Source organism: Nostocoides sp. (genome assembly GCF_037045025.1).
GTDB lineage: Bacteria > Actinomycetota > Actinomycetes > Actinomycetales > Dermatophilaceae > Nostocoides_A.
Window position 1 is genome coordinate 102,853 of sequence record NZ_JBAOHM010000009.1, and the last position, 25,293, is coordinate 128,145.

Annotated in this window: 25 protein-coding genes and 3 pseudogenes; 13 read left to right on the plus strand and 15 right to left on the minus strand. The window is 68.1% G+C overall.

Translation table 11 applies throughout. The annotated features are described in order from the left end of the window. Nucleotides 1-44: 44 nt before the first annotated feature. Both V9G19_RS09505 and V9G19_RS09510 read right to left on the minus strand, forming a co-directional pair. A complete protein-coding gene (locus V9G19_RS09505; protein ID WP_462285242.1) occupies nucleotides 45-1,148 on the minus strand; it encodes a baeRF3 domain-containing protein in 1,104 nt (367 codons plus the stop codon). Nucleotides 1,149-1,155: 7 nt separating this feature from the next. Further along, complete coding sequence (locus V9G19_RS09510) at nucleotides 1,156-1,530, minus strand: hypothetical protein (RefSeq protein WP_462285243.1); 375 nt, start codon at nucleotides 1,528-1,530, stop codon at nucleotides 1,156-1,158. Nucleotides 1,531-1,719: 189 nt separating this feature from the next. On the opposite strand from V9G19_RS09510, the gene V9G19_RS09515 reads away from it, so the two are divergent. Together V9G19_RS09515 and V9G19_RS09520 are read left to right on the plus strand one after the other, a co-directional pair. Beyond that, nucleotides 1,720-2,700, plus strand: coding sequence for a HAMP domain-containing sensor histidine kinase (locus tag V9G19_RS09515; protein ID WP_462285244.1), 981 nt, complete (start codon nucleotides 1,720-1,722; stop codon nucleotides 2,698-2,700). Further along, nucleotides 2,697-3,422 carry a response regulator gene (locus V9G19_RS09520; RefSeq protein ID WP_462285245.1) on the plus strand — a complete coding sequence of 242 codons (726 nt, stop codon included), beginning with the start codon at nucleotides 2,697-2,699 and terminating at the stop codon, nucleotides 3,420-3,422. The genes V9G19_RS09515 and V9G19_RS09520 overlap by 4 nt, the downstream gene beginning before the upstream one ends. A gap of 4 nt (nucleotides 3,423-3,426) precedes the next feature. On the opposite strand, the gene V9G19_RS09525 is transcribed toward V9G19_RS09520, so the two are convergent. Both V9G19_RS09525 and V9G19_RS09530 read right to left on the minus strand, forming a co-directional pair. Further along, nucleotides 3,427-3,717 (minus strand): hypothetical protein, encoded by a 291-nt coding sequence (locus tag V9G19_RS09525; RefSeq protein WP_462285246.1) that lies wholly within the window; start codon nucleotides 3,715-3,717, stop codon nucleotides 3,427-3,429. Nucleotides 3,718-3,910: 193 nt separating this feature from the next. Then, nucleotides 3,911-4,261 (minus strand): hypothetical protein, encoded by a 351-nt coding sequence (locus V9G19_RS09530; protein WP_462285247.1) that lies wholly within the window; start codon nucleotides 4,259-4,261, stop codon nucleotides 3,911-3,913. A gap of 277 nt (nucleotides 4,262-4,538) precedes the next feature. Here V9G19_RS09530 and V9G19_RS09535 point away from each other — a divergent pair, with 277 nt between their 5' ends. After that, nucleotides 4,539-5,039 (plus strand): LysE family translocator, encoded by a 501-nt coding sequence (locus V9G19_RS09535; protein ID WP_462285248.1) that lies wholly within the window; start codon nucleotides 4,539-4,541, stop codon nucleotides 5,037-5,039. Between the two features lie 64 nt (nucleotides 5,040-5,103). Then, nucleotides 5,104-5,253, plus strand: a complete 150-nt coding sequence (locus tag V9G19_RS09540; protein ID WP_462285249.1) for a hypothetical protein — start codon at nucleotides 5,104-5,106, stop codon at nucleotides 5,251-5,253. Between the two features lie 72 nt (nucleotides 5,254-5,325). On the opposite strand, the gene V9G19_RS09545 is transcribed toward V9G19_RS09540, so the two are convergent. From V9G19_RS09545 to V9G19_RS09570, 6 genes are all read right to left on the minus strand, one after another. After that, nucleotides 5,326-5,901 (minus strand): YdeI/OmpD-associated family protein, encoded by a 576-nt coding sequence (locus V9G19_RS09545; RefSeq protein WP_462285250.1) that lies wholly within the window; start codon nucleotides 5,899-5,901, stop codon nucleotides 5,326-5,328. Nucleotides 5,902-6,612: 711 nt separating this feature from the next. Further along, a complete protein-coding gene (locus V9G19_RS09550; RefSeq protein ID WP_462285251.1) occupies nucleotides 6,613-8,268 on the minus strand; it encodes an NAD-dependent malic enzyme in 1,656 nt (551 codons plus the stop codon). Nucleotides 8,269-8,751: 483 nt separating this feature from the next. Next, nucleotides 8,752-9,768, minus strand: coding sequence for a poly(ethylene terephthalate) hydrolase family protein (locus V9G19_RS09555; RefSeq protein WP_462285252.1), 1,017 nt, complete (start codon nucleotides 9,766-9,768; stop codon nucleotides 8,752-8,754). 38 nt (nucleotides 9,769-9,806) lie between these two features. Beyond that, entirely contained in the window at nucleotides 9,807-10,118 is a 312-nt protein-coding gene (locus tag V9G19_RS09560) for an alpha/beta hydrolase family protein (RefSeq protein ID WP_462285253.1), read from the minus strand. Continuing rightward, nucleotides 10,115-10,309 (minus strand): hypothetical protein, encoded by a 195-nt coding sequence (locus V9G19_RS09565; protein WP_462285254.1) that lies wholly within the window; start codon nucleotides 10,307-10,309, stop codon nucleotides 10,115-10,117. The genes V9G19_RS09560 and V9G19_RS09565 overlap by 4 nt, the downstream gene beginning before the upstream one ends. Next, entirely contained in the window at nucleotides 10,284-11,033 is a 750-nt protein-coding gene (locus V9G19_RS09570) for a TnsA-like heteromeric transposase endonuclease subunit (protein WP_462285255.1), read from the minus strand. The genes V9G19_RS09565 and V9G19_RS09570 overlap by 26 nt, the downstream gene beginning before the upstream one ends. Nucleotides 11,034-11,289: 256 nt before the next feature. Here V9G19_RS09570 and dnaK point away from each other — a divergent pair. From dnaK to V9G19_RS09590, 4 genes and pseudogenes are all read left to right on the plus strand, one after another. Then, a pseudogene (dnaK, locus tag V9G19_RS09575) lies at nucleotides 11,290-13,186 on the plus strand (molecular chaperone DnaK). Between the two features lie 131 nt (nucleotides 13,187-13,317). After that, entirely contained in the window at nucleotides 13,318-13,863 is a 546-nt protein-coding gene (grpE, locus tag V9G19_RS09580; RefSeq protein WP_462285256.1) for a nucleotide exchange factor GrpE, read from the plus strand. Between the two features lie 49 nt (nucleotides 13,864-13,912). Further along, a pseudogene (locus V9G19_RS09585) lies at nucleotides 13,913-14,975 on the plus strand (DnaJ C-terminal domain-containing protein). A gap of 2 nt (nucleotides 14,976-14,977) precedes the next feature. Continuing rightward, nucleotides 14,978-15,418, plus strand: a complete 441-nt coding sequence (locus V9G19_RS09590; protein ID WP_462285257.1) for a heat shock protein transcriptional repressor HspR — start codon at nucleotides 14,978-14,980, stop codon at nucleotides 15,416-15,418. A 34-nt stretch (nucleotides 15,419-15,452) separates the two neighbouring features. On the opposite strand, the gene V9G19_RS09595 is transcribed toward V9G19_RS09590, so the two are convergent. Next, nucleotides 15,453-15,629 (minus strand): TetR/AcrR family transcriptional regulator C-terminal domain-containing protein, encoded by a 177-nt coding sequence (locus V9G19_RS09595; RefSeq protein WP_462285258.1) that lies wholly within the window; start codon nucleotides 15,627-15,629, stop codon nucleotides 15,453-15,455. 294 nt (nucleotides 15,630-15,923) lie between these two features. On the opposite strand from V9G19_RS09595, the gene lysX reads away from it, so the two are divergent. Genes lysX through V9G19_RS09610 form a run of 3 tightly spaced genes read left to right on the plus strand, consistent with a single transcriptional unit; the run spans nucleotide 15,924 to nucleotide 20,754 of the window. Then, nucleotides 15,924-19,208 carry a bifunctional lysylphosphatidylglycerol synthetase/lysine--tRNA ligase LysX gene (gene lysX / locus V9G19_RS09600; RefSeq protein ID WP_462285259.1) on the plus strand — a complete coding sequence of 1,095 codons (3,285 nt, stop codon included), beginning with the start codon at nucleotides 15,924-15,926 and terminating at the stop codon, nucleotides 19,206-19,208. 2 nt (nucleotides 19,209-19,210) lie between these two features. After that, nucleotides 19,211-20,335 (plus strand): alpha/beta hydrolase, encoded by a 1,125-nt coding sequence (locus V9G19_RS09605; protein ID WP_462285260.1) that lies wholly within the window; start codon nucleotides 19,211-19,213, stop codon nucleotides 20,333-20,335. Between the two features lie 44 nt (nucleotides 20,336-20,379). After that, nucleotides 20,380-20,754 (plus strand): SGNH/GDSL hydrolase family protein, encoded by a 375-nt coding sequence (locus V9G19_RS09610; protein ID WP_462285261.1) that lies wholly within the window; start codon nucleotides 20,380-20,382, stop codon nucleotides 20,752-20,754. 26 nt (nucleotides 20,755-20,780) lie between these two features. Here V9G19_RS09610 and V9G19_RS09615 read toward each other — a convergent pair whose 3' ends face one another. Together V9G19_RS09615 and V9G19_RS09620 are read right to left on the minus strand one after the other, a co-directional pair. Next, nucleotides 20,781-21,296: a DinB family protein gene (locus tag V9G19_RS09615; protein ID WP_462285262.1), complete on the minus strand. Its 516-nt coding sequence runs from the start codon at nucleotides 21,294-21,296 to the stop codon at nucleotides 20,781-20,783. Nucleotides 21,297-21,560: 264 nt separating this feature from the next. Further along, the gene (locus tag V9G19_RS09620; RefSeq protein ID WP_462285263.1) at nucleotides 21,561-22,247 is read right to left on the minus strand and encodes a DUF4230 domain-containing protein; all 687 of its coding nucleotides are present in this window, start codon (nucleotides 22,245-22,247) and stop codon (nucleotides 21,561-21,563) included. A gap of 114 nt (nucleotides 22,248-22,361) precedes the next feature. Between V9G19_RS09620 and V9G19_RS09625 the strand changes: the two genes are divergently transcribed. Both V9G19_RS09625 and V9G19_RS09630 read left to right on the plus strand, forming a co-directional pair. After that, nucleotides 22,362-22,634 (plus strand): hypothetical protein, encoded by a 273-nt coding sequence (locus tag V9G19_RS09625; RefSeq protein WP_462285264.1) that lies wholly within the window; start codon nucleotides 22,362-22,364, stop codon nucleotides 22,632-22,634. A 33-nt stretch (nucleotides 22,635-22,667) separates the two neighbouring features. Beyond that, on the plus strand, nucleotides 22,668-24,344 hold the full coding sequence (locus V9G19_RS09630) for an NAD(P)/FAD-dependent oxidoreductase (RefSeq protein ID WP_462285265.1): 1,677 nt from the start codon (nucleotides 22,668-22,670) through the stop codon (nucleotides 24,342-24,344). A gap of 7 nt (nucleotides 24,345-24,351) precedes the next feature. Here the strand turns inward: V9G19_RS09630 and V9G19_RS09635 are convergent, their stop codons facing one another. Both V9G19_RS09635 and V9G19_RS09640 read right to left on the minus strand, forming a co-directional pair. Further along, entirely contained in the window at nucleotides 24,352-25,071 is a 720-nt protein-coding gene (locus V9G19_RS09635; RefSeq protein ID WP_462285445.1) for a GNAT family N-acetyltransferase, read from the minus strand. Next, nucleotides 24,977-25,276, minus strand: a pseudogene (locus V9G19_RS09640) (GNAT family N-acetyltransferase); the annotation flags it as partial. The gene V9G19_RS09635 and the pseudogene V9G19_RS09640, both read right to left, overlap by 95 nt. Nucleotides 25,277-25,293: the final 17 nt, after the last annotated feature.

Genomic DNA, 25,293 nt, shown 5'->3' on the forward strand with positions numbered 1-25,293 from the left:
GTGGCGCCGGTATGCCGCGTCCCGCCGTGACGCGGACGGTGTGGTCAGTGCCGCAAGACGGCGATCGCGGGCAGCGCCTCGGGTGAGTCATCGAGCACAACCGTGGCTCCGGTATTCAACGCGGCCTGCACGGCCTGGTCCAACAGGTCGGCTGGCGCGAAGGGGTCCACGGACCCGACGACGAGGGTGTCGATGCGTCCGTGCAAGCCGGCGTGCAGAATGTCCGACGGACCGGTCGCCGCGATGTCGTGCGCGAGCGCGGTCTGGGCCCGCGCGGACACCTCGGCATGCCGCTGCGCCACCACCTGCTCGATCATCGGCCACCCGGCCGCGTGCAAGTCCTGCGCGCTGGCCTGGTCCGGATTGCCCGGGATGACCTCATCGAGCAGGCCGGTGATGCTCCGGACCGATTGGAAGAGGGGCAGGTGTTCGCTCACGGCGGCCAGCACCAGAGGGGTGCGGCGGTCGGCGCCGAGCTCGCGCCGCACGCCGTCCGAGACCTCCTTGACCAAGGAGCGAAGGGCCGCGTCGCGCACGTTGACGCCACCGTGGCCGTGGGGGCCCATCGTCGTCCGCAGCCGCGGAGCCGGCTGGTACTGGGTCTGCTTCTCCCGCTCGTGCCGGCGCTCCATATCCGCGATGGAGGCGGGGATGGACCCGAGCGGTACCTCGGTCAGTCGGCTCGGCGAGCCGGCGAACAGGCGCACCCGGTTGGGGCTGAAGGCGAGCACATGGAAGGTCTCCTCGCCTGTCGCGAGCGGAATCAGCGGCAGGACGTGCGCCCGCCATCCGGCGCGAACCGACGCGGCGACGGGGGCCGGCAGCCGCAGGACGGTCAGCTCTTCCGCGGTGGCGAAGAGAGCCAGTCCGTCGGCTTGCGTGGTCCAGAACCGGCGGTCGTCGGTCAACTCCCGCAGCGGCGTCAGCAGCGTGTGCGCGTCGCCCGGGCCGAGCGACATGGTCTGCAGCTCGAGGGCGGCCCGGTCGATCAGCTCCCGCAGGACCAGACCGTCGTGGGCCGGATCGTGCTGGGCCCGTCGGGTGGGCAGGTAGATCGAGATGCACGGGCCGTCGAGGTTGGCCAGCGCGATGAGGTCGTCGAGGGTGATCTCGTCGGTGATGTCCGTGAAGGTCGCCGTTTTGGTCATGGGGGTCTCACATCCTTGCTGAGTGGCGGGCATCGGCGTGGCGGCGGAAGGCGCGCACTCGCTCACGCACGGGCCGCCGCCGTCGGGTGACGCTGTCGATCGCGCTTACCGCGCGGGCGCTGACCTCGTTGATGGCGTCGCGCAGGTCCTCCTTGGCGGAGGTGGCGACGATGCGCGGCAGACCGGGCACCCACACCTCGAGGGTGGTCTTCATGCCGCGCCGGTCGCGGTCGCGCACGCTCAATTCGGTCTCGACGGCGGTGTGGATCCGTTCGAGCCGCTCGCGGACCTGGCGGGTCGCCTGGTCGATGATGGCGGCGTCGGCGTCGGTGAATCCGCCACCGATCCCCAAACCGACAGTACCGAGGCGTTCTCTGGTCATGGCGGCGTCCTTTCGGTATGTCGCGATCCGGCATCGCGGTGATGAATCCACCATCTCAACCCGGCCGCGAACTGGCGGGGGGTAGAGACCCCCATTTGGGCGCTGTGCGACCCGCAACTGCTCTCGCGGAGCTGTGCCAGCGTCGGGTGCCGACCGATCCGTGGCAGGGTGGGGACCAGGAGGTGGCGCGTGTCGCTGTTCTGGCGGATCTTCACGGCGCTCGCGGCGGTGCTCACGTTGGCGACGGCCGCCCTGATCGCCGCACCGACGACGCTCACGCTCCCGCTCAGCCGCACCGAAGTCGTCGAGATCGCCCTCGGCTTCACCGCGCTGCTTGCGGGAATGGCGGTGGTGGTGCACCGCGCCTTGCGGCCCCTGGAGGAGTTGCGCGCGGCCATCGAGCAGCGCCAGGCCGTCCTCGAGCCCGGCCGTGCCGAGCCGGCGCGGGTGCCGGTCCGGCGCGATGACGAGGTCGGGCGGGTCGCCGCGGCGTACAACGCCCTGCTCGACCGGCTGGCGGGCGAACGCGCACGGGCGGTGCGGCTCGTCGTCGATGCGCAGGAGGCCGAGCGGCGCCGGGTTGGCCGGGAGTTGCACGATGAGGTCGGCCAGAGTCTGACGGTCGTCCTCTTGCGGCTGAAGCGGCTCGCGGACCAGGCGCCGGCCGCGCTCGCCGACGATGTCGCGGCGACGCAGGACGTCACCCGCTCGGCCCTCGGCGAGGTCCGGGCGCTCGCGGCCCGGTTGCGACCCGGGGCGCTGGAGGATCTCGGGCTGACGGCGGCGCTGACGACGCTGGCCTCCGACGCTGCGGATACCGGTGGACTGCTGCTCCGCCGCGATATCGCCTCGAGCGGCGACCTGTCGCCGGAGCAGGAGCTGACGATCTACCGGGTGGCGCAGGAGGCCCTGACCAACGTGCTGCGCCACGCGTGCGCCGAGAGCGTCTCGGTCGTCCTGCGCGGCGACGCCGCCGCCATCACGCTCACCGTCACCGACGACGGCGTCGGCCTGCAAGGCCGCGCCGGGAGCGGGGTCAACGGGATGCGTGAGCGCGCCCTCCTCGTCGGCGGCGACCTCGCGCTGGGCGCAACCCCGGGCGGCGGCACCACGGTGACCTTGACCATGCCACGGCATACCTCCTTGCTCTATCCCGAGGAGAACCCATGACGACGTCCGATCCACCTCCACCCCAGGCCTTCGACGATGCCGCCGCCCCCTCGCCGCATCCGTCCGCGCCCGCGGAGTCAGCGGAACCGGCCCGGATCCTGCTGGCCGACGATCACGCGCTCGTGCGTCAGGGGGTGCGCCTGATCCTCGAGTCGGATCCCGCGTTCACGGTGGTCGGGGAGGTGTCCAACGGTGCGGCGGCGGTCGAGGAAGCCGCCAAGGGAGATGTCGACCTCGTCATTCTCGACATCTCGATGCCCCGGCTGACCGGGCTGCAGGCGGCCCGCGAGATCCAGCGCCAGTCACTGCCGGTGGCGGTACTCATGCTCTCCATGCACGACAACGAGCAGTATCTCTTCGAGGCCCTCAAGGTCGGAGCGGCCGGTTTCGTCCACAAGTCGGTCGCCGACCGCGACCTGCTCGCCGCGTGTCACGCCGCGTTGCGCGGGGAACCCTTCCTCTATCCGGGGGCGCTGACCGCCCTCATCCGCGGCTATCTCGCCCGGCCGCAGGACGACGACGGGCCGGTGCTCTCGCCCCGGGAGGAGGAGATCGTCAAACTGATCGCCGAAGGCTATTCCGGCAAGGACATCGCCGAGACACTCTTCCTCAGCCCGAAGACCGTCGAGCGGCACCGCACGAACATCCTCGGGAAGCTGGGGCTGAAAGACCGGCTCGAACTGACCCGCTACGCGATCCGAGTGGGGTTGATCGAACCCTGAGCGGTCAGCAAACCCTGAGGGTCGTGACCGGCGTCGGGGGCGCGGTCACGACACGAACGTGACCGACTTCTGCGGGGTGCGGGTGTCCATATTGCGGCCGCGGGTTTTGGTGGCCGTCCATCTCGGCGGCGCAACCGATCATCCGCCCGAACAGGAAGACGGTGAAGGCGGCGTCCTCCAGGTCGTGTTCGGTGAACGAGCCGTCCCGGTAGCGCCGCCACAACAGCTTGAGCAGCAGCGTCGCGATCAGGACATCGACGTTGACGCAAAACACGTTCAAGCAGCTTCGCGCCATACAGCATTCCTGACAGGTACACCTGGTGCCTCCTAGCCGGCGCGGGCGATCGAGCGGGGCTATCGGAGCTGTCCCGGCCCACGCGCCGCGACCCATCCGGCTCGGCCGCCATCTCGACGACCTGGCCGAAGGGTTTCTCCGACCCGTCGATCCGGCCAAAGCACGGGGCGATGTCGAGGGCGTGGGGCAAGGCTCACCCAGTGGCGGCGTCGAGCTTCTGCAGGAGCTCGTGCGCGGCGAGTTCGACGTCCTTGTGATTCCACTCCGCGGCCCGGTAGACGCAGGCGATCAGGGCGCTGCGATGCAACCGGGAGAAGTCGCCGAAGCCGAAGGCGTATCGGCCCTTGGTCTCCTCAGCGGCGCCGTCGGTGAGACCGAGGAACCACCTCCCGTAGTCGTCCCACCCGTGCTTGTCGAGATAGGCGTTCTCCGCCTCGGCGTCCGGATTCGCTTCAGTCCATTGGCTTTTCAGGACATAGCGGCGCTTGTGAATCAGCTCCTCCGCGAAGCGCACTGCCTCGTCGTTCACGTGATACTTCGCCATGCCTCCACGATGGCATGCCCGCCCGGGGGTCAGGTCGCTTAGAGCACAGCGGACGTGAGCCGCCCGCTGGCGCCGGGGCTCGGCGCTCGGGGCCGACCGGGACAGGGCCTGGCATCGGCGTAGCATGCCGCCATGACTCACCCTTCTGGCGCGCGCGAATCAGCAGTGGTGCGCCCCTCCGGTAGGTGGGTCGCGACATACCAAGAGGACTCACCCACCGCCGTAGGGTCCATTTCGCGTCCTGTGGGCCCGCCGTCACCCGGGACGGAGGCTCCACGTGATATCTGCTGCTGTCTGCGCAGCCGCCCTCGGCTGCCTGGCCGACGCCGCCTCCGAGCCCGGCTTCGCCATCCCCGGGATCTCGCCGGCGGGGGTGACCCAACTGCTCATCGCCTCGATCGTCATCATCGCCGTCCCCGGGCCGAGTGTGATGTTTCTGATCGGTCACGCGCTCGGGGCCGGACGCCGGTCGGCGCTGACAAGCGTTGCCGGCAACAGTCTGGGGATGGCGCTGACGGCCATCGTCATGGCCCTCGGGGTCGGTGCGGTGGTGTCGCGGTCACCGTTGGCACTGAGTGTCATCCGCATTGGCGGTGGGCTGCTCTTGGTGGCGATCGGCGTGCGCTATCTGCTCGCCGCGGCTCAGCACTCCGACCGCCGAGATACCTTGGGGCAGAGCGCCTCTCGCCGCACCGTGGTGTGGAGCAGCGTGGGGGTTGGCATGACGAAAACCCGAAGGGGTTCATCATGTTCGGGGTTGTGGTGCCGAGCTTCTTGACGCCCGCAGGCCCAGGGCAATCCGCGGTTCCCGCACTTTTCTCCTCTCCAGCATCCCCTTGCTCGTGGGGCTGATGTGCGACACCTTGTGGGTGCTGGTGGCCACCCTCGCACGGGACTGGTTCGGCTCCTCGGACGGGCGGATGCTGTGGCTGTCGCGGGCTAGCGGGGTCCTCGTCGTCGCGCTCGGCGTCCTCGTGGCCATGGAGTTATGACCCACCTCAAAGGCCGCACCCCCCACGGGCTGTTCGTCCAAGAAACGGGCAAAGTCGACGCTGAGCAATGCGCTAGTGGATCGTTTCGCCCTTCCCGAGCATCTCGACGTACTGCGCGATCCGGCGCGCGCGGGTCTCCGGCTTCTTGGCGTCCTGGATCCGATAGAGCACCGAATATCTATTGCGGCGGCCGAGGGTCGCGAAGAAGTCGGCCGCGGACGGGTGGGCAGCGAGCGCGGCGGCGAGGTCGTCGGGGACGGGCGCGGTCCGCATACCGTCGTATGCCGCGTCCCACCGCCCGTCGGCCTGCGCGCGTTCGATCTCGCGCTGGCCGGCGGGCTGCATGCGACCGGACGCGACGAGCGTGATTGCCTTGTGGCGGTTAACTTTTGACCACTTGCTGTCCGGGCGGCGCGGGGTGAACCGTTGCAGCCAATGCTGCTCGTCGAGCGACTTCTTCTGCCCGTCGATCCAGCCGTAACACAGGGCGACGTCGAGGGCGTGAGAGTAGGCGAAGGCGCGGTCGCCGCGCGCGAGTTTGAGCCAGATGCCGGTCGACGTGTCGTGCTGGCCCGCCAGCCATTCTTCGAAGGCCGCAGCGTCCGGGAACGACAGGATGTCGTCGGTGCTCACCACCCGCCCAGTCAACCAGAGAGTGTGTTGGGTGCAGTCGGTACTGCACGGCTGGGGCGGAACGGCGGTGACGTTGTGGCGTGCTGACCTCAGGCCCGACAAGCACGCAGTCGACGCCGAGCAGAGCGTAGGTGCAGCGGGCCCGCAGATTGCGCGTCAGCAGTCGTCGACCGTTGGCGCGATCCGCCTCGCCGACGAGCGTCATAGACCGCCCCGCCGACGATGCCGCCAACGGACGGCCGACGGTGAAGCGCGGTCAACTCGGTGGCGGTCAGCCACGCGGCCTCCGGGAAGACCCGCTCGACCAGGGCTGCAGCATCACTGGCCGTCATCGAAAGATCGCCCGGCATCCGGGTCAGAACGGCGTAAACCTCGAACGCCGCATGGCCCGCCAGTGCGGTTTGTGATCGCGGACCGTCGACAGGCAGGACAGATGGGAAGCGTGAGCTGAGTCGAGCGCCGCGACGGCCACCGACATGTGCACCCTCGTAGGTGAGCCCTCGACGCGGTGCTGGGTCCGGCCGCCCTCGTCGAGCAGGGTGCATCCGTCCCAACCAGGGACGACGTGAACGGGGACGTCAAGTCGTTTGGCAAGGTCATCGACAACCGTCACGGTGCCCGATGTGGTGTTGCCGTTGCTCAGGAGGAGATCGGCGGCCGTGGCGACGAGCCGCAGACGCCTCGGGTCGTGCGGGTCGGCGGCGGGATCACGACACGTCAGGGTGCTCAGCCCTTCGGAAGGGTCTTGGGGTAGACGGGTTGCCACATGGCGTCTTGGACGGCTTGGACGAGGTCGGGGTGGGTGGTGGTGGCGACGCCGTCGGTGGCGGCTTGTCTGGCGACGGCGAGGGCGACGGTGGCGGAGGAGGCGCGTAGGTTGTCCACCGGCGGGAGCAGGGAGGCCCCGAGGGCGGTCGGGTCGACCTGGCTCGCGACGGCCTCCGCCGCCGCGAGGAGCATGCCGTCGGTGACGTGCCTGGCTCCGGAGATGATCGTGCCCAGCCCGAGTCCGGGATAGAGCAGGGCGTTGTTGCCCTGGCCGATCGTATATGTCACCCCGTCGTAGGTCACTGGGTCCACCGGGATCCCGGTCGCGACGAGCGCCTTGCCCTTGGTCCAGGCGATGACGTCATCGGGCATGGCCTCGATCCGTTCGGTCGGGTTCGACAGCGGCAAGATGAGGGGCCGCTCGACCCCGGCAGCTGCGGCTTCGATGACCTCCTGCGTGAAGGCGTTGTGGTCGGTCGAGGTGCCGATCAGGATGGTCGGCTTGACCTGCCGGACGACCTCGAGAAGGCGGATTTTCCCGTCCGGCCGGGCCCAGCCGGTCACCTCGCCCGCCGGACGGGCATACGCCTGCTGGTAGTCCGGCAGGTCGGACATGTCGTCGGTGACCAGGCCGTTGATATCGATGAGCCAGACGCGCGCCTTCGCTTCCTCGGCGCCGAGGCCGTCGCGGACCATCGCGGCGTGGATCTGGTCGGCCATGCCGGTGCCGGCGGTGCCGGCGCCGAAGATGATCAGCCGCTGGTCGGCGAAGGTCTGCTTGGTGACCTTGAGCGCCGAGAAGACCGAGGCCATCACGATGGCCCCGGTGCCCTGCATGTCGTCGTTGAAGATCCGGTAGGTATCGGCGTTCTCGACCAGAATGCGTCGGGCGTTGGACGGGCCGAAGTCCTCGAAGTGCAGGAGCGCGTTGGGGAAGAGTTCGGAGGCGACCCGCAGGTATGCCGCGATCAGATCGTCATACCGCTGCCCCCGGATCCGGGAGTGGCGGTTGCCGAGATAGGCCGGATCGTTCAGGAGCGCCTCATTGTTGGTGCCGCAGTCGAGGTTGACAGCGATCGTTCGCTCGGGGTGGATGCCCGCCGCGGCGGTATAGACGGCGAGCTTGCCGACCGATATGTCCGTGCCGTTGACGCCCCAGTCGCCGATCCCGAGGATCTCCTCGGCATCCGAGACGACGATGAGGTCGACGTCGTCTGGGCCGAGACCTAAAGTCGCGAAGGACGCTCGGATGTCCTCGGGGTGGTCGATGGACAGGTAGATGGCGCGGGAGCGGCGGTAGTCCCGGCTCCACTTCTTGATCGCCTCACCGACGGTGGGGTCGTAGACGACCGGGAGCAGCTCGGCGAGGTGGTCGGCCAGCAGCCGGTAGTAGAGGACCTCGTTGCGGCTGTGCAGCTGGTCGAGGAAGACGTACTGCTCCATCGGGGTGGCATACGACGTCAACTGGGCGTACGAGCGGGCGGCCTGCTCAGCGAGCGTCTCGACCGCGGCCGGGAGCCGACCGGTCAAGCCCAACTTGGCCCGCTCCTCCCGCGTGAACGCCGTCCCCCGATTGGTCAACGGGTTGCTCAGTGCCTCGGGTCTGGTGCTCATCGCTTACGCCTCTCGGATCGGGGGCTCGGGCCACCACGACACTACCCGGGGAGTTGTGACTCGGATGTCGCCAGCCGCAGTGGAGGGCACCGGGCGGGGCCATTGGTGACGGTGTCCGAAGTCGCCTAAGAATCGACCCCGAAGAGCCCACCGACCGACCAGATGACAAGCATGGCGTCCTCGCCCTCAAAGGACGTGAACCGGAGTGACACCTTGCGCCGGAACCTACAACAACAACAAACAAACAACAGGTGTAGGTTCCAGCTCTTCTTGTCCGGGCGCCACGCCTCTGACGGTCAGTCGCAGAGGCTGGTGCTCGGCGAACCGCCCGGGTCGTCAGCTCCGCGCCCGCTCGGCTGCCTGCGCCACTCTCCTTGCGCGCCGCCTCGGCGATCGTCACCTCGCAGGCCAGGATGACCGGGTGGTTATGCAGTTTGTGACCGCACTTGAGGGAGCCTGCCCGATCCTGTCGGTTGGTCTCCGTCAGCCGCCGATCTTGATCTTGACGTCCTGCCACTCGGGGTTGGCGGCGATCTCAGGTCGATCGCCGGAGAACGCGGGGTGCGCCTCTTGATCGCCTTTCAGCCAGTAGGCGAACCAAGCGGTCATGTATCCGCTGCCGCTGGTCAGGGTGTCACTGTGGTCCGCCTCAGCGCGACGGGCGATGATCTTCGCGACGTCGTCCGGGATGGCGTCGAAAGTATTCTGGAGCGACCAGAGCGGGATGATCCCTTGACCCTCGGTGGCCTTGATGTCCGAGGCCGTCCCGGCGTCGAAGGACCCGGTGCCGGCAATGGCGAAGGTCGGGGCCGACAGTTTCGCAGGGTCGTACGACCATTCCGGCCCGAAGTCCGGGTTCGTTCCCCAGTACTCTCCCGTAGGACTGGCAAGAAACAGCGCCGAGTATCTCTTCGCGCTGGGCTGTTTCGTTGCCGCGTTGATCGCTCCGACGCCACCCTGAGAGTGGCCAGCGATGCCGATGTGGTCGACGTCGACGTGGCCTTTGAAGATGCTTTTGGCATCGTCATTGCTACCGAGAATGAAATTAAGGCTGGCTTCCGAGGACTCACCGGTCCGCGAGTTCTCGTCGTCGTTGCCGACCACGATGAACCCCCAGGACGCCAAATGCTCGAGGACCGGTTCGATGGTCGAGGCGATGCTGCCCGTCCCGTTGGCAATGATCACGACCGGGTAGCTCTTGTCGGATTTCTCAAGCTCGGTCGGGTACCAGACCTGCTGTTGACCGAACTTATCGCCACCATCGCTGACCGAGACGTGGGTGACGTCGAGGGAACCCATGGGCGTGTACTTGGTTTCGATCGGGCCACCGGTCTTCACGAAGTCGTAGTAGTGCGTGTTCTTGTACGTCATGAAACCGAAGAGCGCCGCGATCAAAATCGCAATCACGCCGACGATCACCAGGAGTGTCATGAGGACACGCTTGCGGATCTTCTTGGCTCTACTCGTGCGAGGCGTGCTCGCCTCGGGTTCGGTAAGCATGATGTGGGTTCTTCCATTCGGCAGGAGTGTGGATGAGGTCAGCCCAAGGGGGCGTGTCGGTCGAGGTAGTCGTTGATCTTGGTGCCCAGCAACTCGTTCATATCGGGGTCACGGTTGAGGGCGTGGCCCGAGTTGGGGAAGACCAGCACGTCGTGGGGGACGCTGCTGGAATGCAGCTTCTGTGCGAACTTCTTGCTGACGGCGTACGGGGCGACCCTGTCGAGCTCGCCCCATGCGGAGAGCGTCGGTGGGGAGTCGGTCGAGAACAGCATGCCCGCCGAGATGGGTTCAAGTGTCTTCTTGTAGGCCCCGGAGCGCATCATCTCGGGCGTCACCTGCTCCCCGGTCATGATGGACCGGCGTCCGCATCGAGGCCGCGTGCTCGGCCAAGCAATTCGTCGATCGCGGTGAGCCGGTACCGGTCGTCGGAGTCGCGCAAGCGCACCTCAGCTCCGAGGACCTCGCACACAGTCCAGGCGCCGCCGTCGAACCAGGCGCGGGCGCCGACCTTCAGCTCAAGCACATTGCCGGAGATGGTCACCTCCGATGTCCAAAATGGTGGTGGTCGTGCTGAGCGGCGTATCGAGATCGACCCGCCAGGCCTGCTGCCAGAGCAACACCAGGAGCGCGGCGCGGAGATCGGTCGCCACGTCCCAGTCGGCGACCTCGAGTGCCTCCCCCAGCGTTCGCCCAGGCTCTCCCACAGCGGCCAGCCCGGCCAGCGCAGGGGTATGAACCAGAGCGGGCCGACGACCCTGAGCGATGAAGCGGACGTTGGTCAGCAGCACCTCGCTGGCGCCTGACCAGACCTCGTACCGCCAACCCCGCTCGGCCATGAGCCGTGCGGTCCACTCCAAGGACGCCGACACCTCGGGCTTGTCGAGCTGCCCAGCGGGCTTCACGTCGACCACGGCAACCCCGCTGGGTCCGGCAAGCAGGTAATCGGGGACGTGTCGACGGGTGACATCGCCATCCCGCCCGGTCAGTCCAAACGGCTGGCTGGCCACGGCAGTCACGCCCCGGTCGAAGTCGGCGAGCATCAGCCGGTTCCGTTCCAGCAGGCTCTCGTAGCCGACGTGGGCCGACATCGTCGCTGACCACCACCAGCCCGGGTAGTGGCCCATCCCCGCGTGCGAGCCGAACCTCCGCACGGGCAACCCGCGGACGACCTCATCGGCCGGCGAGCGGTCCAGTGTCGTCACGACGTCCTCGCCCTCGAAGGACGTGTACCGGAACTCGACCTCGCCTCGCGGCGCCCTGGCCATGGATCCAGCGTCCTCCCGGCGTGACAAGAAACCCGGAAGTGACACGCAAGTGACAGGAAACCCGGAAAGTGACAACTTGCGCCGGAACCTACAACAGGTCGCGCTCAAGAAGGTCGCCGAACCGGGAACATCCAGGCAGCGCCAAGAGTTGAGCCAATCAGACGCAAGTTTCCGGACTCGAAGTTGCGCAAGCGGCACACGGGCCTTAACTTGAGTGCAAGCAGCTCAACTCTCAACACACAAGGAGCACCACCACATGGCCCGTGCAGTCGGTATCGACCTCGGAACCACCAACTCGGCCGTCGCCGTCCTCGAAGGCGGCGAGCCCACTATCATCGCGAACGCCGAAGGCGGTCGCACCACCCCGTCCGTCGTCGCTTTCTCCAAGAGCGGCGAGGTCCTCGTCGGCGAGGTCGCCAAGCGGCAGGCCGTCACCAACGCCGACCGCACCCTCCGCTCGGTCAAGCGCCACATGGGCACCGACTGGCGCACCGGCGACATCGACGGCAAGAAGTACACCGCGCAGGAGATCAGCGCCCGCACGCTGCAGAAGCTGAAGCGGGATGCCGAGTCCTACCTCGGCGAGACGATCACCGACGCGGTCATCACCGTCCCCGCCTACTTCGACGACGCCGAGCGTCAGGCCACCAAGGAGGCCGGCGAGATCGCCGGCCTGAACGTCCTGCGGATCATCAACGAGCCGACCGCGGCCGCGCTGGCCTACGGCCTCGACAAGGGCAAGGAGGACGAGCTCATCCTCGTCTTCGACCTCGGTGGCGGCACCTTCGACGTCTCCCTGCTCGAGGTCGGCAAGGACCCCGAGGACGGCTTCTCGACCATCCAGGTCCGCGCGACCAGCGGTGACAACCAGCTCGGTGGCGACGACTGGGACGACCGGATCGTCCAGCACCTGCTCACCACGGTCAAGAACACCACCGGCGTCGACCTGTCCAAGGACAAGATCGCCATGCAGCGGCTGCGCGATGCCGCCGAGCAGGCCAAGAAGGAACTGTCCTCGGCGACGAGCACCAACATCTCGCTGCAATACCTCAGCATGTCCGAGAACGGCCCCATCCACCTCGACGAGACGCTGACCCGGGCCAACTTCGAGCAGATGACCAAGGACCTGCTCGACCGGTGCAAGCAGCCCTTCCAGAACGTCATCCGCGATGCCGGCATCAAGGTCAGCGACATCGACCACGTCGTTCTCGTCGGCGGCTCGACCCGCATGCCCGCGGTTTCGGCCCTGGTCAAGGAGATGACCGGCGGCAAGGAGCCCAACAAGGGCGTCAACCCCGACGAGGTCGTCGCGCTCGGCGCGGCGCTGCAGGCCGGTGTGCTCAAGGGCGAGCGCAAGGACGTCCTGCTCATCGACGTCACCCCGCTCAGCCTGGGCATCGAGACCAAGGGTGGCCTGTTCACCAAGCTCATCGAGCGCAACACCGCGATCCCGACCAAGCGGTCCGAAGTCTTCTCGACCGCCGAGGACAACCAGCCGTCGGTGCTGATCCAGGTCTTCCAGGGTGAGCGCGAGATGGCCCAGCTCAACAAGCCGCTCGGCACCTTCGAACTCTCCGGCATCGCGCCCGCTCCCCGCGGCGTCCCGCAGATCGAGGTCACCTTCGACATCGACGCCAACGGCATCGTCCACGTCACGGCCAAGGACCGCGGCACCGGCAAGGAGCAGAAGATCACCATCTCCGGTGGTTCGGCCCTGTCCAAGGACGAGATCGACCGGATGGTCAAGGACGCCGAGGCGCACGCCGCCGAGGACGCCAAGCGCCGCGAGGAGACCGAGTCCCGCAACAACGCCGAGCAGCTCGTCTACTCGACCGAGAAGTTCCTCGCCGACAGCGGCGACAAGCTGACCGCCGACATGCGCGAGCCCGGTCGACACGGCCCTGGCTGACCTCAAGGAGGCCATCAAGCCCGAGGCCAACACCTCGGTCGAGGACCTCACCAAGAAGGTCGACAAGCTCAACGAGGAGTCGCAAAAGATGGGCGCTGCCCTGTATGCCGCTTCGGCGCAGCAGGGTGAGTCCGGCGACGTCCCCGGCGGCGAGTTCACCGACAGCGCCCAGGGCACCACGGCCAATGACGACTCCGACGTCGTCGACGCCGAGGTCGTGGAGGACGACGAGGAGAAGAAGTGACCGAGTTCCCAAAGGCGCAGTCCGGCCACCAGCCGAACGGCGACGCGGTGAACGGAGAAGCGGTCAATGACGCTGGGGCGCCTGCGGATCCGGCTGCGGCCGGATCCGCGGGCCCTGCCCATGGAGGAGGTATGCCGCCCGCTTCGGGCGGCGCCCTCCCCCCGCAGGACATCCCAGCCGTCGACCCCGCCGCAGCGGTCGCTCCCGAGGAGCCGGCCGACGCCGTTCACCCCGACACCGTTCTCGCCGCTGAGCGGCTGAACGACCTGCAGCGGCTCAACGCCGAATACGTCAACTACAAGCGCCGTGTCGACCGCGACCGGCCGCTCATCCAGGAGCGGGCGATCCAGGACGTCATCGAGGCGCTATTGCCGGTGCTCGATGACATCCAGGGCGCGCGTGATCACGGCGAACTGACCGACGGCCCGTTCGCGGCCATCGCCGACAAATTCGAAGCGACCTTGGCCAAGTTCGGCGCCGAACGTTATGGCGCCGTCGGTGAAGTCTTCGACCCCGAGATCCACGAGGCGCTCATGCACGTTGACCAGTCCGCCTTCCCCGGCGCGATGCCCGACGGCGCCACCACGACGACTGTCGTGAAGGTGCTCCAGGGCGGCTACCGCGTCGGCTCTCGCGTGCTGCGGCCCGCCCGGGTCGCGGTAGCAGATCCGAGTTAGGCGGCGATCGGCATACGAGACAATAAGTTTGTGAGAGGAGGACGCCACGATGGCAAGCCAAGACTGGTTTGAGAAGGACTTCTATGCGATCCTCGGCGTCCCTGCCGACGCCGACGAGGCGACGATCAAGAAGACCTATCGCAAGCGCGCCCGCAAGGAGCACCCGGACCAAAACCCGAACGACCCCAACGCCGAGGCGCGTTTTAAGGAGATCGGCGAGGCGTATGCCGTTCTCTCCGACCCCGAGCAGCGCCAGCAGTACGACGCGATCCGGCAAATGACTCGCGGCGGTGCGCGATTCACTGCGGGCGCGGGCGGTCCCGGTGGCGCGGGCGCGGGCGGCTTCGAAGATGTGTTCTCGCAGATGTTCGGCGGGGGCGGCGGCAACGTCCGGTTCAGCACCCAAGGTTTCCCCGGCGGTGCCCGAGGCGGTGGCGCTCAGCCCGACCTCGAGGACCTACTCAGCGGGCTGTTCAGCCCAGGGTGGCTACGGCCAGCAGGGCGGATTCCCAGGTGGCGCAGGCGGTTATGGTGGGTATGGCGCTCCCCGCGGTCCGCAGAAGGGCCAGGACATCGAAGCCAAGACCACGCTGAGCTTCCGCGATGCGGTCACTGGCTCGACCGTGACGCTATCCGGCTTGGATGGCAACCGGATCACCACCAAGATCCCCGCCGGGGTCAAGGACGGCCAGAAAATCCGGTTGCGCGGCAAGGGCGCTGAGGGTGACCCGGGCGCCTCGAAAGGCGACCTGATCCTCACCGTGACGGTCACCAAACACCCGGTCTTTGGCCGGGACGGCAACAACCTGACCGTCGACCTGCCGGTCACCTTCGCCGAAGCGGCTTTGGGGGCAACGGTTTCCGTTCCCACGTTGGAAGGAAGCCCGGTCAAGGTCAAGATCGCTCCGGGCACACCGTCCGGGCGCGTGCTCCGGGTCCGGGGCCGGGGCGTCAAGACCAAGGACGGTGCCGGTGACCTGCTCGCCAAGGTGCAGGTCATTGTCCCGCAACGCCTCTCGGACGAGGCCCGAGAAGCGGTCGAGAAACTGCAAGCCCAGGAGGGTGACCTCGACCCGCGGGCAGCATTGTTCACGGACGCACAAAAGGAGTGACGATGGCGATCTTCGACGGGCTCGGTCCCGACGACGAGACCCCCCTGTTCGTCATCTCCGTCGCGGCCGAGCTTGCCGGAATGCACGCACAGACGCTGCGGCAATACGACCGGCTCGGCCTGGTGTCCCCGTCCCGCACGCGGGGCGGGGGCCGGCGCTACTCACCGCGCGATGTCACCCAGTTGCGCGAGGTGCAGCGGCTCTCCCAGGAGGAGGGCATCAGCCTCGCCGGCATCCAGCGCATCCTGGAGCTGGAGAACCAGGTCGAGGCCCTGCGCGCCCGGGTCGGCGAGCTCGCCAAGGCGCTCGATCGGGCCGAGGCCGAGCGCGGCCGGCGGATCTTTGCGGTCGGCTCCGGTGGCGACGCGGTGATGCTGCGTCCGGGACAGCGACCGCGCCACCACCGTTCCCAGGCCTTGGTCGTCTGGGAGCCGCGGGCGTAGGCCGCAGCAGCGGCTCGACCTGGACTCGAGCCGCCTACCGACGGGCGCCGTGCGCCTGTGCAACAGCGTCGATGCCGGCCAGGATGAGGTCGAGTCCCTGCTCATACTGGTCGCGCTCGGTGTGTTGTCGCAAGGTCGTGACCAATGACGTGATGTGCGGGAAGCGCGCCGGGTCGAGGGCGGCCATCTGGGCGGTGGCTTTCGTCGTCAACGTCCCGGTGGCGGTCGTCGCCGTCCTTATCGTTCGCCGGGGAGCGAGCATCCGATGAGGTCAAGTCGGCCTTCGAAAGCGGTTGCACGGCCGCTTTATTGATGGCTTCCGCCGTTCTCGTTGCGATCGCGTGCTAGGCCTTCCTTGCTCTCCCGAAGGATGTTGCTCGTCCTCAGCCCACGCCGTTGTGACCATCTCCCCGCTCGCGAGCACGTGGGGCGCACCTCCTGGCGAACCGAAGACCCTCGGCTGACTCCCAGCGAATCCCCAGGGACGAGGACGAGTGTCGGCGGTGTGAGCCCCGGGTCTTCGCCTGCCGACCAGACGATCCATGGGTGGGGACGCCTGCTCACCGCGACGTATGCCGCGGGCGTACTCACCGCTACCCTGCTGACCCTGTTCGTCGGCCGCCAAATGCGCGAGACCCGCGTCGAAATAACCTTCGGGCTGCTCAATGTGCCCGTCGCGCCGACCTTCCTGTCGGTTGTCGTGCTCGCCCTGATCACTGGAACCCTCGCCTTCCGCAAGCGAATCGGGCTGTGGTTGGTGGCGGCCTTCCAGGTTTTCGGCATCTACCTCGGGGTGTTGGCGCTCATCGGCCAGCCGGCACTGCCGCTCGCCGAGGCGTGGGAGACCCGAGGCGACCTCGGCCGCGGCCTCGACATCGTCTCCATGCTGATCGCGATCGCCACCCTCGCCGGATTGCGGCGCCTTCGCACAGACTTCTCCGGCCGGTTGCGTCGCGGGTCGTGGGTGTTCGCGGGCGCAACGCTCGCGCTCGGTGGCGTGCTCACCGCCGTCGTCGCCTGGGCTCTGCTGACCGCGACCCGAGCCACCGGAGCCGACCTGGGCAGCCTCCTGCGGACCGGGGTGCATGCGTTGACCGGAACGGCCGGCGGCCGGGACGAGAGGTGGATCAGCGATGTCGTCGCGACGCTGCTCGGGTTGAGCGTCATCGCCGCGGTCGTCGCCTTCCTCGCCACCTCTCGCCGCGGGAGCGACTGGACGCCCGATCGCGAAATTGCCATTCGCCGGATGCTGCGTGCGAGCGACCCCGATTCGCTGGGCTATTTCGCGACCCGCCGGGACCGGTCGGCGATCTTCTCGCCCGACCAGCGCGCGGTCGTCACCTATCGTGTCATCGGCGGGGTGAGCATGGCCGCCGGCGATCCCCTCGGCCGGAGGGAGTCCTGGCCCGACGCCATCGGCGAGTGGAAGGCCGAAGCCCGCCGCTACGGTTGGACACCGGCCGTGCTGGGGGCCAGCGAAGCGGGGGCAGCGGCATACGCCAGGGAGGGCCTGCGCGCGCTCTGCATCGGCGACGAGGCGATCTTGCACCCGGCCCAATTCGACCTGCGGCGCATCTCGATGACCCCCGTCCGGCACGCCGCCAAGCGAGCGGCCCGCTCTGGCATCACGGTCCGGATCCGGCGACAGGGCGAACTGGAAGCGAGTGAACTGCGCGAGGTCGAACAGTGCGCCGAGGCCTGGCGCGGCGACGAACCCGAGCGCGGCTTTTCGATGGCGCTCAACCGGGCGGGCGATCCCGCCGACGAACGCATCCTTTTTGTCACCGCGCACTTTTCCGACGGCCGGCTGGCGAGCCTTCTTTCCTTCGTCCCGTGGGGCCGCAGCGGCATCTCCCTCGATCTCATGCGACGCAGCCCCGACGCACCCAACGGCATCACCGAGCTATTGGTCACCGAGTTGCTCGCCCACGCCGGAGATCATGGGGTGCGGCGGGTCTCGCTCAACTTCTGCATGTTTCGCCGCACGTATGCCGACGCCGAGCGGATCGGGGCCGGATCGCTCACCCGCGCAAGCTATTCCATCCTCGGCGTGCTGGATCGCTTCTGGCAGCTGGAGCGGTTGTACCGCTCGAACCAGAAGTACGAGCCGGAGTGGGTTCCTCGATTCCTCTGCTATGAAGATGTCATATCGCTCCCACACGTCGCGCTCGCCGCGGGAGCGGCCGAGGGCTTCGTTCCCTGGCGCAGTCCCGGTGCCTCCGGTCACTTCACCGAAGAACAGCTCAGCCGTGTCCGGTCACTGGAGACCGAGCCCGCTGATCCGACGACCACGACAGTGCGCCGCAGTGATCAGACCCGCACCCGGCTGGCGCGGCTGGAGCTATTGCGCGACAGCGGCGTCGACGCCTACCCGGTCGGGACCGGCGCCGCGCCCGACACGATCTGCGACCTGTGCACCACGTGGGCTGCGGGTGCCAAGGCTGATGTGGTGGGTCGAATCGTGCGAGTCCGCGATTTCGGCGGGGTCGTCTTCGCCGGCCTGCGCGACGGCCCGAACCAGGTGCAGATCCTCCTCGACAGTGGCCGGATCGGCCGAGCGCACACCCGCTCCTTCACCCGGCAGGTCGACGAGGGAGATCTGGTCGGCATACGAGGACGGCTGGGTGAATCCCGAACGGGCACACCGAGTCTGCTTGTGAACTCGTGGCAGATCCTGGCCAAGTGCCTGCACCCCCTTCCGTGGCGTGGAGCCCACGACGGTGATGCTCGCAGCCGCCACCGGGCCGTCGATCTCCTCGTCGATCCCGACGGGCTGGAGGCCATCCATCGGCGCTCGGCCGTGATCGGCGCCATTCGCCAGACGCTGGCGACGGACGGGTACGTGGAGGTCGAGACGCCGATGCTGCAGGTGATCCATGGCGGTGCGAGCGCGCGGCCCTTCCGAACCTTCAGCAACGCCTACGGCATCGACCTGTTCCTGCGGATAGCCCCCGAACTGTTCCTCAAGCGCCTACTGGTCGCTGGGGCCGGGCCGATCTATGAAATGGGTCGCAACTTCCGCAACGAGGGCGCCGACGCCACCCACAACCCCGAGTTCACCTCGCTCGAGGTCTATCAGCCGTTCGGGGACTACACGACCATGCGCCACCTGGCCGAGCGGCTCGTGCGGGCGGCCGCGCGAGCGGTTCATGGCCGTGAGGTCATCCCCGCCCCGGTGGGGGAGCAGATCCGCAAGGGACTGGCCGGCGTGGGACTGGTGGATATCGCGGGCGACTGGCCGGTGGTGCCGATGCTCGCGGCCGTCGGCGCGGCCGTGGGCCGAGACGTCGATCTGGACACCGATCCGGACGTCCTGCTCGGCATCGCGCGCCAGCACGACATACCCGTTCGCGCGGACATGGGGCCCGGCGCCATCCTGGAGGAGTTGTATGCCGAACTCGTCGAGCCCGCGACCATCGCGCCGACCTTCTACACCGACTTTCCGGTCGAGACCTCGCCGCTGACCCGCCCGCACCGCAGCGCGCCCGGCCTCGTCGAGCGCTGGGATCTGGTCATCGGCGGCATGGAGGTAGCCACGGCATACAGCGAGTTGACCGACCCGATCGAGCAACGCGAGCGGCTGACCACGCAGTCCCTCAAGGCCGCCGGCGGGGACCCGGAGGCCATGCAACTCGACGAGGACTTCCTGCACGATCTCGAGCTCGGTATGCCGCCCGCCGGCGGTCTCGGCATCGGCATCGACCGGCTTGCCATGCTCGTGACGAATGCTCCGATTCGCGGCGTGCTGGCTTTCCCATTCATGCGCCCGACCACGTCGCGAGGTCACTGACCATGTCACTCACCGGCTCCCTGGTTCCCGTCGTGCTCGCCCTGGCCGCGCTCGTGCTCTTCGTCGTGATCGTGCGTCCCCGTGCGGCCAGACCGGGAGTGTTGGCAACCGTGTGGCGAGCCGCGCAGGTCCTCGGCCTGAACGTCCTGACCGTCGCGCTGAGCGCCGTGCTGTTGAACGACAGCTACCTCTTCTACGTCAGTTGGGCAGACCTACTCCCTGCGCCGGATAGCGCCGCGAGTATCGGTCGGGGAGCCACTGGGCCGCTCACCTCGACGCTGCCCTCTGGACTGCGATTCCTCTCGGACACAGCACCGTTGCCGCGACTGCCCCAGCCCGGCGCCCGGCAGCAAGTTTTTACCGTGACGGGTCGGACGAGCGGAGTCACCGGCCACGTCCTCGTGCAACTCCCCACCGATTATGACCCGAGGTCCAGGCGCACCTATCCCGTCATCGAGGCGCTCCACGGGTGGCCCGGCGGGCCCGGCGCAGTCGCTCACGAGATCGACCTGCGGGGCAGGTTCCAACGGTTGATCGACGAGCACAAACTGGCCGATCCGATCGTCCTCATGCCCCAGATCAACACCCCCCTCAATCTCGACACCGAATGCGTCAACCCGCCACCCGGGGGCGGTGGCCCGCATACGCTCACCTGGATCGGCCACGACGTTCCGCAATGGGCCGCAGACCACTTCCGGGTCGCCCACGCGCGGACCTCGTGGGCGGTGTTGGGTGCCTCGTACGGTGGCTGGTGCGCTGCCAACGCCGGCATGCACTACCCGGGCACCTTCGGCGCCGTAGTGTCCTTCATGGGTTATCTCGCACCGGAGTTCTACGGCTATCGTCCGTTCGCCAACGATCCGGAAGGGCTGGAGACATACGACTTGACCCGGCTGGCGCACGTCAACCCGCCACCGGTGGCGATGTGGTTGATGGCGAGCAAGGAAGACCGCGGCGCCTACGGCGCGCTCGTCCCGTTCCTGCACGCCGCCCGGGCCCCCCTGTCGGTGACGGGCTACATCCTCCAGCACGGCGGCCATAATGTCGCGACGATCCCACCCACCCTCCCGGCCATGGCCGCCTGGCTGACCACGACGCTGCCCGGCTTCGATCCGCAGCAAGCCTAAATCCCAGCTGTGCCGACCCATCTGCGCCCGACTGCTTCGCCGATATGCTGCCGCAGTCGCGGCGCAATCTGGAGTTCACCATCGCGCAGATCCACCACCTCCAGCAACCCGCGGATGCCAGGGTCGCACTTCTCGGATATTGGAATGTCTTCCGCGACGGCGCGGTTGGCCGGGGGCGAGGGCATATCTATGTCGCCATTAGCGACAGCCTGACCCGCGAGGTCAACGATGTGATCGCCGATGTCGCGAGGCGGACCGGGGCCCTCTATGTGGATGCCTTCACGCCATTCAAGGGCAACGGCAGCCTCGACCCCACCGGCGCGCTCGCGGGCGACGGCAATCATCCCAATGCCGCGGGACATCGGTTGATCGCCGATGCGGTGCTGGAGGCGCTCGGCGTGGGCGCGGCCAAGCGCTGAGGCACGGCGTCCCGACGACGCACGGGTCAGTAATAGGACGTCGCGCCGTCCAACAGTTCCCGGATGATGTCGAGTTGGCCGGCGTGCCGGGCGGTCTCCTCGACCATGTGGATGACCATCCAGCGCAGGCTCGCGTGGCCTGCGGGGAAGCCGTTGAACCGGCCGAGATCATCCAGGCTTGCGCCGGCGATGATCTCGTCGGAACGTGCGCACTGGGCACGATAGTCGGCGATCAGCTCGGCCAGCGGTCGCTCGGCGGCGACGATGAAGTCGAGGTCCTCCGGGCCGTCGGCGAACGCGGGGCTGCCGACCGGATCGTGGCCGAGGAAGGCCACCTCATACCAGGTGTGTTCGACCCAGCGCAGGTGCGAGACCACGCCCGCGACGGTCATCAACGGCGACGTGGCGACGACGACGCGGTGGGCATCCTCCTCGCTGAGGCCGTCGGTCTTGAGGATGATGATGTCGCGCTGCAGTTGATACCAGCCGAGCAGCTGGGTGCGTTCGTCGGCATCGAAGGGAGGGCGTTTCCGTTGGCTCACCGGGGCACGGTGTCAGTGCCCCACGGGGCTGTCAATCGAATTAGAGCGCGTGCGCGGCGCGGAATCCACGGCGAGGGTGTCCGCGAGATCTTTTGGGCATCGCTGAGCGGGGCGCGCCGGACGCGGCCGGTCAGCGGCGTGTCCTGCGTCTTGACTAGAACATCCCGGAGCGCAGCAGGTTTCGGCGGGAACTCTCCATGGGCCAAGCGTGCCGCGTCCCGGCCGAGTAGCCGAGATTACTCCTCGGCGGGTGGGGGGCGGTCGTCAGTTGTTCTGACCGGGTGTCGTCGCCTCGTCGCTATAGCGCACGACGACATAGGTGAACCCCATCCGCTTGGCCACCGACACCAGGAAGTCCCGGCCGTTGGCGCGGGCGGTCTCGCCCAGCTCCGACTGGGCAGCGGCGGCACGAAGCGCGGCCACGGCCTCCCGGTCGAGCTCCTGCTTCTTCTGCAGCGGCGCGGCCGCGAAGAAGTCCTTCACCCGCGTGGTCAAGCCCCGTTGCTGAACCACGACCCGGGAGCGCTCTTCGTCGATATTGGGCTCGGTCAGCGTCGGCGGCGGCAAGGTGATCGTCACCGTGTTGGTCGCCTTGTCGACGCTCAGGTTCTCCCGGGTGAGCCCGTCCAGCTCGATCAGCGCATCGACGCTGCCCTGATAGATCGCCACGCCGGCATCCTGGTCGAGAACGTCGGGGATGTATTGCCGCAGGCCGCTCTCGTCCATCCCGTAATAGACCGGAACCGAGAAGGTCCCGCTCGCCGCCCGCAGCTGCGAGGTGCGCTGCAGTTCCAGCAGCGTCACATCGCTGGCGTTCGGCGGCTGCGGCGCGCCGAGGATCACGTCCTTGAGCCGGCCCAACGGGTCGGCGAGGAAGAAGGCCGCGCCCAGCGTGAGCAGCGCGACGACGAGCAGGGGCAGCCAGGCGCGCCCGCGGGCCGGAGCGGTCATATGGCCTCCATCAGTTGGCAGTGTCCACGATCGCACGTCGCGAGAGTGCAAACACCCGAGCGCGCATGCCGATTCCCTCCCCCGGATCGGCGACCCCCCGCTTACCCTGTGAGCGTGAGCGAGCATCTGCTGATCTTCCCCGACCAGGGCGTGGCCGAGCAGATCGCCGCGGAACTGCGCGAGGAGGGCTTCACCGAGGTCCGCGTGATCCGCGCGCCGCTCGCCGGCGAGGACGATCCCGAGGCCGACGAATGGGCGGTCTATGTCCGGGAAGCGAATGTCGTCGACGAGACCGGCGCCGTCGCCGGTGGTCTGCACGATCGCTTCGTCGCGCTGACGAGCGAGCACGACGGCTGGTATGACCCGCACCCCGAGCCGCGCTACTGACCGGCCCGTCGAGAGGTTGTTTACCATTCGGCTGTGACCGAGCCGATCACTCCGGCCATCGTGCTGGTGTCTTCCATCCACGCCGATCGCCTGCGCGAGGTGTTCGCGCGGTATGCCGCCGAATACGACCTCGTCAGCGCCCGATCCGTGGACGAGGCGGTGCAGGCGACGATGAGCGCCGTGCGGCGGGGCGCACAGATCGCGATGTTCGTCTGCGATTCCCGGGTCGCGGACATCGAGGCCCCGGCGATGTTGCACATGCTGCGCTCCTTGGTTCCCACCAGCCGGCGGGTGATTACCGCGGCGTGGGACAACTTCCGCGAGGACGCCGAGCGGTTGCGCCCGCCGCTGACGAAGGGGAAGTACGACGCCTTCCTGCTCATGCCGCGCGGCATCCGGGATGAGGAATTCCACCTGGCGATCACCGAGCTGCTCAACGAGTGGGGCGCGAGCGTCGCTGCGCCGCTGGTGGATTCGGTGCAGATCGTCGCGCCCGGCGGGGACGGGCTGGTGTTGGAGATCCGCGACTATCTCTTCCGGATCGGCTCCCCGTGCCGGGTCTATGCCCCGGATTCCCCGGTTGGGCTGGAGATGATCGCCCTCGCCGGCCCGGAGCCGGTCTTCCCGCTGGTGCGGACCTTCAAATCCGACCACGTGTTCACGCCCACGTCCGTGCGCGACGTCGCGATCGTCATCTACGGCCGCCCGGACGACATCGACGTCGACACCGTCGTCGACGTGGTCATCGTCGGCGCCGGCCCGGCCGGGCTGGCCACCGCGGTGTATGCCGCCAGCGAGGGCCTGTCGACGATGTGCATCGAGTCCGACGCGATCGGTGGCCAAGCGGGCACCTCATCGATGATCCGCAACTATCTCGGCTTCCCGCGCGGCATCTCCGGCGGCAAACTTGCCCAACGCGCGCGCAACCAGGCGATCCGGTTTGGCACCCGGTTCTTCACCGGCTGGCCGGCTACGGCGTTGAAGCCCGGATTCGACGGCGACCCGCACGTCCTGTGCACCGCGGGCGGGGACGTGCGGGCGCGGGCGGTCGTCATCGCGTGCGGCGTGGACTACCGAAAGCTCGATGTGCCGTCGCTGGAGCCGTTCATCGGTCGCGGCGTCTATTACGGGGCCGCCATGACCGCAGCCCGGGAACTTGAGGACGCCGACGCCATCGTCGTCGGCGGCGGCAACTCGGCGGGCCAGGCGGCCGTCCACTTGGCGCGGTTTGCCCGGTCGGTGACGATCGTCGTGCGCCGGCCCGACTTGTCGGCGACGATGTCGCGGTATCTCATCGACGAGATCACCTACAACCCGCGCATCCGGGTCCACGGCAATGCCGAGGTCGTCGACGGCGGCAGTGATTCGGACGTCTTGGACTGGATCGAGTTGCAGGACACCGGGACCGGCGAGCCGTCACGGGTGCCCTGTCGCGGCCTGTTCCTCCTCCTTGGTGCCGAACCCCGCTGTGGCTGGATGCCACCCGACATCGCCCGCGACGATCACGGCTTCGTGCTGACCGGTAGCGATGTGCCGCAAGAGTTCTGGCGCGACGGCATCCCGCCGACGAGCCTGGGGACGACGGTCCCTGGCATCTTCGCTGCTGGCGATGTGCGGGCCGGCTCGATGAAGCGGGTGGCGAGCGCGGCCGGGGAGGGCGCGAGCGTCATCCCGCTCGTGCATGCCTGGCTGGAGTCGACCGTCGAGTGAGCCGAATTCAGAGCGTGATCGCCCGGTTGACCCAGGTGTCGACGACCCGCATACCGACCTTTTCATAAAGCCCGAGCGCGCCCGTGCGGCTGTCGGTGGACAGTCCACACACGACCGCGCCGTGCTCACGCGCCACCGCGAACGCGTCGACCAACAATGCCTGGGCGAGACCCCGATGGCGCTGGTCGGCGCGGGTCGCGAGCCGCGAAACGTAGGCCTCCGGCTTGGGCTCCTCGGAAGACCAGGACGATGGCCGCTGCGGCGATCGATCCGTCCGGCGCGGAGACCACCCGCAGGTTCCACGGGGCGAACCCCGGCCGCCGCAGGACGCTGGCCGTGAAGTCCGCGAACGACTCGCGCTCCCGGTTCGACCATTCACCGAAGGCGTCTTCCACAACGTCATGGACCGCGCGCCGCTCCGACTCCTCGTCCCGGGCGGCGCGCACGGCATACCCCTCCGGCAGGGGGCGGTCGGGGACTTGTGCCCCCTCGGGTAGCTGCAAGACCCAGGAGGTCCAGCGGATGTGATAGCCCAGCTCCGCCAGCAACCGATCCCCGGGTGAGCCCTGGTGCACCGGCATTCCGACGACCGTGGCTCCGAGTTCGCGCGCCCGGCGCTGCATTTCGAAGGCCAGCCAGGTGCCGATTCCACGGCCGAGCAGGTCGGGGTGGACGGCGGCGTCACCGCGCTCGCCGGCCTCGGCATACCCGACCAGCCGGCCGGCATCGAAGACGCCGACGACCCGGGCCGGCACGTCGAACGACGGGCGCTGCCAGTCGCCGACGATGTCGGCCTCCTCGATCTCGACCCGTCCGATGTGCGCGAGCTGGTCGGCAGCCATCAACTCATACACCGCTCGGGCGTCGGCCATCGTCAGATCTCTGCAGGTCAATCCCTCGGGGAGCCGCGCGCCGCGAACCGTTGTGACCATGAGCGTCGATTGAACCG

What these genes read in the sequence shown, in the direction of transcription:
- V9G19_RS09620 (WP_462285263.1), bottom strand. Translation starts at nt 22,247, where the DNA reads ATGACCGCTCCGGCCCGCGGGCGCGCCTGGCTGCCCCTGCTCGTCGTC.
- V9G19_RS09605 (WP_462285260.1), top strand. Translation starts at nt 19,211, where the DNA reads ATGTCACTCACCGGCTCCCTGGTTCCCGTCGTGCTCGCCCTGGCCGCG.
- V9G19_RS09520 (WP_462285245.1), top strand. Translation starts at nt 2,697, where the DNA reads ATGACGACGTCCGATCCACCTCCACCCCAGGCCTTCGACGATGCCGCC.
- V9G19_RS09530 (WP_462285247.1), bottom strand. Translation starts at nt 4,261, where the DNA reads ATGGCGAAGTATCACGTGAACGACGAGGCAGTGCGCTTCGCGGAGGAG.
- grpE (WP_462285256.1), top strand. Translation starts at nt 13,318, where the DNA reads ATGCCGCCCGCTTCGGGCGGCGCCCTCCCCCCGCAGGACATCCCAGCC.
- V9G19_RS09555 (WP_462285252.1), bottom strand. Translation starts at nt 9,768, where the DNA reads ATGCTTACCGAACCCGAGGCGAGCACGCCTCGCACGAGTAGAGCCAAG.
- V9G19_RS09505 (WP_462285242.1), bottom strand. Translation starts at nt 1,148, where the DNA reads ATGACCAAAACGGCGACCTTCACGGACATCACCGACGAGATCACCCTC.
- V9G19_RS09550 (WP_462285251.1), bottom strand. Translation starts at nt 8,268, where the DNA reads ATGAGCACCAGACCCGAGGCACTGAGCAACCCGTTGACCAATCGGGGG.
- V9G19_RS09570 (WP_462285255.1), bottom strand. Translation starts at nt 11,033, where the DNA reads ATGGCCAGGGCGCCGCGAGGCGAGGTCGAGTTCCGGTACACGTCCTTC.
- V9G19_RS09525 (WP_462285246.1), bottom strand. Translation starts at nt 3,717, where the DNA reads ATGGCGCGAAGCTGCTTGAACGTGTTTTGCGTCAACGTCGATGTCCTG.
- V9G19_RS09510 (WP_462285243.1), bottom strand. Translation starts at nt 1,530, where the DNA reads ATGACCAGAGAACGCCTCGGTACTGTCGGTTTGGGGATCGGTGGCGGA.
- V9G19_RS09635 (WP_462285445.1), bottom strand. Translation starts at nt 25,071, where the DNA reads ATGCCGGCCGGCTGGTCGGGTATGCCGAGGCCGGCGAGCGCGGTGACG.
- V9G19_RS09590 (WP_462285257.1), top strand. Translation starts at nt 14,978, where the DNA reads ATGGCGATCTTCGACGGGCTCGGTCCCGACGACGAGACCCCCCTGTTC.
- V9G19_RS09560 (WP_462285253.1), bottom strand. Translation starts at nt 10,118, where the DNA reads ATGACCGGGGAGCAGGTGACGCCCGAGATGATGCGCTCCGGGGCCTAC.
- V9G19_RS09610 (WP_462285261.1), top strand. Translation starts at nt 20,380, where the DNA reads ATGCTGCCGCAGTCGCGGCGCAATCTGGAGTTCACCATCGCGCAGATC.